This is a genomic window from Olsenella sp. CU969, assembly GCF_905219715.1.
Classification (GTDB): Bacteria; Actinomycetota; Coriobacteriia; order Coriobacteriales; family Atopobiaceae; genus Granulimonas; species Granulimonas faecalis.
The window spans coordinates 1-8,253 of the sequence record NZ_CAJMXC010000084.1 but is presented as its reverse complement, the minus strand read 5'-3'; the positions used below and the strand labels follow the sequence as shown (position 1 = coordinate 8,253).

Here is an 8,253-nt window from a genome sequence, read left to right as displayed (position 1 = left end):
GGCGCTTCTCAAGACCGTCAAGGCTCACCTGCACACCAAGGCCCTGGATGGCGAGCATGTCGAGCACCCTGTAAGTACTATCCGTGTTCACGGCACCCGAGGTGGTGACCTCTACCTGCACTCCGCCATGGCAAAAACTGCGCCTGAAAGCGGCTGAGGGTGCCCTCAGCCGCTTTCAGGCGCAGAAAAACCCGGAAGCGTTTGCCTATAAGCGTTTGCCGCGCCGCTCTAGCTGCGCACCTCGGCGCCCAGGGACTTGGAGATCTTGTTCACGAGCTTCTCCATGGCCNNCTCCACGTCGGCGGCCGTCAGCGTGCGGTCGGGGGCGCGGAACGTGAGTGCGAACGCCATGGACTTCTTGCCCGGCCCCACACGTACGGGGTCGCGGTAGACGTCGAACAGGCGGATATCGGCTAGGAGCCTGCCGCCGGCGCTCTGGATGCGCTGGACACAGGTCTCGTAGTCCATGTCCTCGTCCACCACGATGGCCAGGTCCTGCTCCACGCCGGGCAGCGTGGGGATGTCGCGGTAGGGCAGCTGGTCCTGGGCGTGGTCGAGGAGAGCGTCCTGGTCGAGCTCGAAGGCCACGACGTCGCGCTCGATGCCGAACCGCGCCAGCGNGCTCGGGTGCACGTTGCCCAGCCAGCCGATGCGCTGCTTGCCGCAGAGTACCTCGGCGGCGCGGCCGGGCTGCAGCCAGGGGTAGCGCTCGGGCTTGGCGGCCTTGAAGCGCAGGCGCTCCACCTTCAGCTGGCGGCAGAGCTCCTCCACGAGNCCCTTGGCGTCGAAGAAGNCNAGGGGCAGGGGCTTGCTGTCCCAGGTGTCGGGGCCCCAGGCGCCGCAGAGCACGGCGGAGACATAGCGGGGCTCGGCGGGCNGGGCGGCGTCGGGGCTGCCAAAGAAGACGCGGCCCTGCTCGTAGNGCATCACGTCGTCCACGCCGTGGNCCANGTTGTAGGCCACGGAGCGCAGCAGCCCCGGCACGATGCTGCGGCGCATCTCGCCCTGGTCGGCCGTCAGCGGGTTGAGGATGCGCACGGCCTGGCCGCGGCCGTCCTCGGCCATACCAAGGCGCTCGAGGTCGCCCGACTCGGCGAAGTTGTAGGTGAGGGTCTCGCAGAGGCCGCCGGCCCTGAGCGCCTCGCCCACGGCCTTGTCCAGGCGCTGGCGACGGGTGAGGCCGCCCGAGTGGTTGACGGCGCCGGGGATGGTGGGCTCGACCTCGCCCATGCCCCAGAGGCGGAGCACCTCCTCCACGAAATCGATCTCGCGCTCGAGGTCCGGGCGGGAGGTGGGGGGCACGACGTCCAGGTAGGCGCCCAGGCGCGACGGCACCACCACGCAGCCCAGGCGGGCGAGGCTCTCCACCATGAAGTCGGTGGGGATGTCCGCGCCGCAGAGCTCGCGCACGCGGGCCGGGCGCAGGGCGACGGTGTCGGCCTTCACGGGGTCCGGGTACACGTCCACGGCGCCGCGGGCCACCTCGGCGCCGCAGCAGGCCTCGAAGAGCGCGCACGCGATGGCGGCGGCCTCGTCGCAGCCGGCGGCGTCGACCTTGCGCTCGTAGCGGATGGAGGCCTCGCTCATGAGGCCGAGGTCGCGGCTCGTGCGGCTGGTGTGGCCGGGCGAGAAGCACGCGCTCTCGAGGAGGACGTCGCAGGTGGACTCCTCCACCTCGGAGTTCCCCCCTCCCATGACGCCGGCGAGCGCGATGGCCTCCCCGTTGCCGTCGGAGATCACGGTCATGTCAGGCGTGAGCTCGCGGTCCTGGCCGTCGAGGGTCACGATGTGCTCGCCGTCGCGGGCCGGGCGCACCACCACGGCGTGCCTGCCGTCCACCACGGGGACCTTGGCCAGGTCGAAGGCGTGGAGCGGCTGGCCGGTGAGGTACATGACGTAGTTGGTGACGTCCACCACGTTGTTGATGGGGCGGCTGCCGGCGGCCGTCACGCGACGGGCCAGCCACTCGGGCGACGGGCCCACCTTGACGCCGCGAAGCACGCGGGCGCAGTAGCGGCTGCAGCGCTCGGGGTCCTCGACGGCCACCGACACGGAGTCCTTGGTGGCGGGGCCTGCCTCGTGGCGAACGGCGGGCNGCTCGATGTGGGTGTCCTCGCCCAGGGTGGCGCCCACCTCCACGGCGAAGCCCGTCATGGACAGGCAGTCGGGGCGGTTGGGCGTGATCTCGCAGTCGAGTACCACGTCGGAGACGCCCAGGTNCTCGCCGGCGGGCACGCNCACGGGGGCGTCGTCGGGCAGCACCATGATGCCCTCGTGGTCGCCGGAGAGGCCGAGCTCGCGGGCCGAGCAGTTCATGCCCCACGACTCCACGCCGCGGAGCTTGCTCTTCTTGATCTTGACGTCGCCGGGCAGGACGGCGCCCACCATGGCCACCACNACATGCTCGCCGGCCGCCACGTTGGGCGCGCCGCACACGATCTGCAACGGCGCGGGGTCGCCGTTCCCGTCGACGTTGCGCATGCCCACGTCCACCATGGTCACGTGCATGTGGTCGGAGTCGGGGTGCGGCTCGCAGGACAGGATGCGGCCGGTGACCACGTGGTCGAGGTCCGCGCCCACCGGCTCCACCGCCTCGACCTCGGTGCCGGTGCGGACAAGCTCGGCGACCAGGTCCGACACATCGTCGGGCAGGTCGACCATGGTCTTCAGCCACTCGTAGGAAACTCGCATGGATACTGCCTTTCTCGCAGCTCGCTCATTGCATAAGGGGTCCAGGGGCTCAGAACTGCCGGAGGAAGCGCATGTCGCCGGTCATGAGCATGCGCAGGTCGGGGAGGTCGTAGCGCAGGGCCGCGATGCGCTCGGCGCCCATGCCGAAGGCGAAGCCGCTGTAGCGCTCCGGGTCGATGCCCGCGTAGCCGAAGACGTTGGGGTCGACCATGCCGCAACCCAGGATCTCGATCCAGCCTGTGTGGTTGCAGAACCGGCAGCCCTTGCCGCCGCAGACGCCGCAGGAGACGTCGAGCTCGCAGCTGGGCTCGGTGAACGGGAAGAAGTGCGGGCGGTAGCGGGTGGCGCGGTCGGGGCCGAAGAGCTCGCGGGTCATGTGGTCGAGCGTGCCCTTGAGGTCGCCGAAGGTGATGCCCTCGTCCACCACCAGGCCCTCGATCTGGGTGAACTGCGGCAGGTGGTTGGCGTCGGCCGTGTCCGGGCGGAACACGCGGCCCGGGCTGATCATGTAGATGGGCGGCTCCTCGGCCTCCATGGTGCGCATCTGCACCGGGGAGGTCTGGGTGCGGAGCAGCACGTCGGACACCGGCGAACCCGCGGACGGGTTCGTGGGGTCCTCCACGTAGAAGGTGTCGCGCGGCGAGCGGCTGGGATGGTCGGCCGGGGCGTTGAGCGACGTGAAGTTGTAGTACTCGGTCTCCACGTAGGGTCCCGAGGCCACGGTGTAGCCGAGGGCGATGAAGATGTCCTCGACCTCGTCGACGATCTGNCTGATNAGGTGCTCGGTGCCCACGTGGGGACGGCGCCCCGGCAGGGTCACGTCCACGGCGTCGGCCTCGATGCGGGCGGCGAGCTCGTCGGCCGCCAGCTGCTCGCGGCGCTCGGCGAGGGCGCCCTCGACCTCCTGGCGCACCTCGTTGGCGCGCTTGCCCACGAGGGGCCGCTCCTCGGGGGGCACGGTGCCCATGGAGCGGAGCACCGCCGTGAGGCTGCCCTTCTTGCCCGTCACGGCGACGCGCACGGCGTCCAGCGCCTCGAGGTCGACCGCCTGGGCGACCTTCTCCCGGGCCTCGGCCGCAATGCGGTCGAGCTCGTCGATCATCGACATGTCTCTCCCTCCCGGCCGGTCCCCCGGCCCAAACAAAAACCGCCCCTGGCTGACTGGGCCAAGGACGGACGGAATCCGCGGTACCACCTTGATTGACGCTTGAGTTTTCTCTCCCGAGCGACCACTCGTTTGGGCCCATGCCGTGGGCCTGACGGCTCCCCTACCGGGCGCGTCGGCGCCGTTCAGGTCGCGGCTGGTGGAGTGAACGTGGGGCCTCGTCGCGCGTGGGAGCCTCTCAACCTGGGGCTCCTTCTCTGTCCGCACGACACGCGGGGCCGCACCCTCTCCGTCATCGCCTTCGCAGCAGGATAGCACAGGAGGGAGGTGGCCGGCGCCTGTCAGTCGGAGCGGGGCACCCGCACGAGCTCCACGCCGGCGGCCTCGATGGCGGCCGCCACGGCGTCNTCCACGCCGTCGTCGGTGACCACGCAGTCCACCTTGTCGCCCAGGTGCATGGGCACCACGCCGCGGCGGGAGAACTTGTCGGACTCCGTGAGCNCCACGACGCGCTCGGCCTGGGCCGCCATGTCCACGACGGCCTGGGCGCGCATCNGNTCGCTGTTGGTGAAGCCCNNGCCGGGCACGTAGCCGTCCACGCCTATGAACAGGCGNTCCACGCAGTAGTTCTGGGCGCACTGGGCCACCATGGGCCCCACGTTCACCTGGGAGTCGTTCTGGTAGGCGCCGCCGAGCAGCACGGTCTTGGCCGCGGGCTCCCGACGCACGTAGCTGGCGATGAAGGCGGAGTTGGTGACGACGGAGACACCGCGGGCCGCCTGGGCGAGCCCCAAGGCGAGCAGGGCGCAGCACGAGCCCGACTCCACCATGACCGTCTCACCGTCCGCCACGAGATNGGCCGCGGCCCGGGCGATGGCGCCCTTGGTCTGGTAGTGGTAGGCNAGGCGGCCGTTGATGTCGTTGGGGCTGCCGAGCAGGGCGTAGCCGTGCTCTCGCTTGATGACGTCGCGGGCCTCGNGCTCGTCGAGGTCCTTGCGCATGGTGACCGACGACACGCCGAGCTCCCGGGCGAGCTCGGCCACCTCCACGCGCTTGCGCTCCGTGAGCACCTCGAGGATGCGGGCGTCGCGCTTTCCCANGGGCTCCTCCTTGGGNTGTGAACGTCGGTTTTGAACGCTCTTCTGAAAACGTTTCTATGTTATCAGGGTTTCGAACGAAGCCCAACTGGAAGCCAGGGCGAGGCGGCNCCTGGCATTNATTGAAATAATACTGACACGGGATGCCGTTTCAGATAAAATTGTGTCATGGATACCTTGGATCGCATCGCCGCCCACATCGACAAGACCGGTGGCCCCTCCCTCGACATGCAGCTGGCCACGGCCGTTTCAAAGGTCATATGTGACGGCATCCTGGGGCCGGGTGATGCCCTGCCCGACGAGCGCGAGCTGTGCGACGCCCTCTCCCTGCCGCGCTCCATCGTCCGCCAGGCCCTCGAGACCCTGCGCACCTCCGGGGAGATCTACCGCATGTCGGGGGTGGGCACCTTCGTGTCCCCCCAATACATGCGTCGCCAGCTGGGCAGCGTCTACAACTTCACCGACGCCGTGAGGGCCGAGGGCATGAAGCCGCGCTCCGAGGTCCTGTCCTTCGAGCGCACCTACCCGGCGGGCTTCTCGTCCCGGACCCTCGACCTCCCCACGGACCACCCGTCGATCTTCCGCATCGAGCGGCTGCGCCGTGCCGACGGCCTGGCCGTCTCCCTCGAGATCGAGCACATCCCCTGCTGGCGCTTCGAGGGCCTGGAGAAGGCCGACCTCACCGGGTCGCTCTACCGGGTCCTCGAGGAGGGCTGGGGCGTCGAGGTGGGGGACGCCGACGAGTACTACCAGGCGGTGCTGCTCACCAAGAAGGTGGCCGCCAAGCTCGGGCGCCAGCACCGCAGCGCGGCCTTCCGCATCGTGCGGGTCGTGCGCGACACCGAGGGGGAGGTCTTCGACATCACCGAGGCCTTCGTGCCCGCCGACAGCACGCGCCTGGGCGTGCACCTCGTGGGCAAGGGGTCCCCGGACGACTACCGCCTCCCCAACAGGCCCTAGGCGACAGGCCCCAGGCGCGGCCGGCCGCCGGCGCCCCCGGGCACGCACCGTCAATCCCACAGCATGCGGCTCATGACCTCGTCCTGCACCTCGCGGGGCAGGTCCACGANCACCGCCGAGTAGCCCGCCACGCGCACGAGCAGGTCGGGGTAGAGCTCGGGGCGGCGCTGGGCGTCCTCGAGCTGGCCGCGGTCCACCACGGTGACCATGAGCTGGCAGCCTCCGAGGGCGAAGTAGGTGTCGAACAGCGCGCGCACCTTGCCCGGGTGGTTGGAGAAGGCCTGGGGCGTGAGCTTGATGTTCTGCACGGAGCCCGCATGGAGCNCCGGGTCGNACCTGNCCAGCGACTTGAGCATGGCCGTGGGGCCGCTCCTCGCCGCCCCGGCCTGGGGGTTGTTGGCCGGGTTCATGTAGAGGCCGGCCGGGCGGCCGTCGGGGCTCGCGGCGGTCTGGAGGCCCCAGTCGGTGTTGGTCTGGTTGTTGGAGATGACGATGAGCAGGTAGCCCATGCCGGCGGCGCGCCCGCGGTCGCGCACGCCCCGGGCCACGTGCTCGTAGAGGCGGTCCGCCATGGCATCGGGCCCCTCGAGGTCGTTGCCGTACTNGTCGGCGGCCTTGAGGTCGGCCTGGATGCGGGCCAGGCGCGCGGCCTCGGCTGGGTCGGCGGACGTGAAGTCCGCGTCGCAGGCGGCCACAACCTCCTCCAGCGTGTAGCGGCCCTCGTCGAACACCAGGGTCTTGAGGGCCCAGAGGGAGTCGGAGGCGTTGATGTTGCCGTAGGTCTCGCAGGTGCCGCCCAGGATCTCCACGCCGCCGTCGAGCAGGGCCCGGCCGCGGCCGAGGCAGTCGTCGGTGAGCATGGAGGCGAACAGGAAGCCCACCTCGCGGTTCATCACCCGGTANCTGGCCGTCTGACAGCTCTCGGCGAGGTCGAGGTAGTGGTCGAGGAGGGCCGTGTAGTTGTCCCAGACGTCCTCGAAGGTGCGGAGCTCCGCCAGGNGGCGCACGGCCACGGGGCCGGCCTTCTGCACGCCGTCCTGGGGGTCCACGCCGCCGTGGAGGCTCATCTGCAGGATCTTGAGCAGGTTGACGAGGGTGTTGGGCGTGCCCACCGACTTGCCCTGGATCACGAACTCCGTGCAGCCGAAAGGCACGTACTGCTCGGCCACGGCGCGGGGCACGCCCATGGCGGCCCCCACGGCCGGCACCTCGACGTCGTCGTTGTAGAGCGTGGGGTAGGTGGCGCCCTCGGCGATGCAGGTGTAGGCGGCGTCCATGATGTCGGCGGGGGTCTCGCGGCAGAAGCGCAGGGTGAACTGGGGCTCCACGTAGCGGCAGTCGCGGCACACGCGCAGGGCGATACGGCAGAGACGGTCCGCCGCGTCGNGGTTGGGCCGGCCGTAGCCGCCCACGACGATGCGACCGTTCACGGTGGTGCGGCGGTTCTCGATCATGGTCCAGAGGCCGCGGAGCCACCGGTAGGCGTCGTCCTCGGTGATGCGGCCGGACCGGATGTCGGCCTCGAGGTAGTCGCCGAGCAGGACGTCCAGGCGGCCGTAGTTGATGCAGCCCGACACGAGGGCGTAGAGCCAGAAGAGCTGGAGCGCCTGGTGGAAGGTGCAGGGCGGCCCGTGGNGCACGNCGCGNAGGTCGTCGACCATGAGGCGGAGCTCGGCGGCGNGGCCCTGCTCGCGACTCCNGCAGCGGGCCAGGGCCTCCCCCACGAGCTCCACCTGGCGGTCGATGCAGGCGCCGAAGAGGTCGAGAGCGCGGCCGCAGGCGTCGCGGAAGTCTCCCCGCTCCCCCGAGGCCACGAGGTCGGCCATGCCGTCCACGCCCAGGCGCAGCAGCTTGCCGTAGTCGAGCATCATGCCCGAGAGGCGCGCCGTGGCCATGAAGGGGTAGCNGCAGTCGATGAANCGGCCCACGCAGGCGTCGTCGAGCACCTCGTCGCAGTAGAGGGCCTTGACGTCGTGGTCGCGCCAGTAGTCGAGCAGGGCGTCCACGCGGGCGCGTTCCCCCGGGGTCCCGAGCCGCTCCTTGAAGGCGCGGAGCTTGTGGAAGACGCAGTANTGCCCCACGCCGCCGAGCGACGTCACGCAGCCGAAGCCCAGCGGCAGGAAGTCAAGGCGGCCGGCGATGGTGTCGTCGTCGCCGATGGAGCGGAAGAGCACCGGGTAGATCACCTCGAGGCAGGCGACCTCGCGCTCGAGGCGCGAGAGGCCGCGCTTCGTGGCGTCGCGGTGGACGGCCGTGTAGCGCTCCATGACCGCCAGCTGCTCGGCGGGGGTCTTCTCGCAGGGGATGGGGCGCGAGACCTCGACGTTCTGGGCGCCCTCGACATCGGTGCGGGCCATGGTGCTCCTCCTCGGAAGCGGCGGGCGGGGTACGGGCCGCGGG

The 8,253-nt window shown here is 70.4% G+C and carries 5 protein-coding genes; 1 reads left to right on the top strand and 4 read right to left on the bottom strand.

Annotated elements, in window-relative coordinates:
* Nucleotides 1-228: 228 nt before the first annotated feature.
* The 3 genes from pheT to JX283_RS07345 all read right to left on the bottom strand — a co-directional run bounded on the left by pheT (nt 229) and on the right by JX283_RS07345 (nt 4,896).
* Entirely contained in the window at nt 229-2,691 is a 2,463-nt protein-coding gene (gene pheT / locus JX283_RS07355; protein ID WP_204829992.1) for a phenylalanine--tRNA ligase subunit beta, read from the bottom strand.
* A gap of 49 nt (nt 2,692-2,740) precedes the next feature.
* On the bottom strand, nt 2,741-3,799 hold the full coding sequence (gene pheS / locus JX283_RS07350) for a phenylalanine--tRNA ligase subunit alpha (protein WP_255533482.1): 1,059 nt from the start codon (nt 3,797-3,799) through the stop codon (nt 2,741-2,743).
* Nucleotides 3,800-4,137: 338 nt separating this feature from the next.
* On the bottom strand, nt 4,138-4,896 hold the full coding sequence (locus JX283_RS07345; protein WP_204829993.1) for a DeoR/GlpR family DNA-binding transcription regulator: 759 nt from the start codon (nt 4,894-4,896) through the stop codon (nt 4,138-4,140).
* Between the two features lie 165 nt (nt 4,897-5,061).
* Between JX283_RS07345 and JX283_RS07340 the strand changes: the two genes are divergently transcribed.
* Nucleotides 5,062-5,853 carry a GntR family transcriptional regulator gene (locus JX283_RS07340; protein ID WP_204407490.1) on the top strand — a complete coding sequence of 264 codons (792 nt, stop codon included), beginning with the start codon at nt 5,062-5,064 and terminating at the stop codon, nt 5,851-5,853.
* 50 nt (nt 5,854-5,903) lie between these two features.
* Here the strand turns inward: JX283_RS07340 and JX283_RS07335 are convergent, their stop codons facing one another.
* Nucleotides 5,904-8,210 (bottom strand): pyruvate formate lyase family protein, encoded by a 2,307-nt coding sequence (locus JX283_RS07335; RefSeq protein ID WP_204829991.1) that lies wholly within the window; start codon nt 8,208-8,210, stop codon nt 5,904-5,906.
* Nucleotides 8,211-8,253 lie beyond the last annotated feature (43 nt).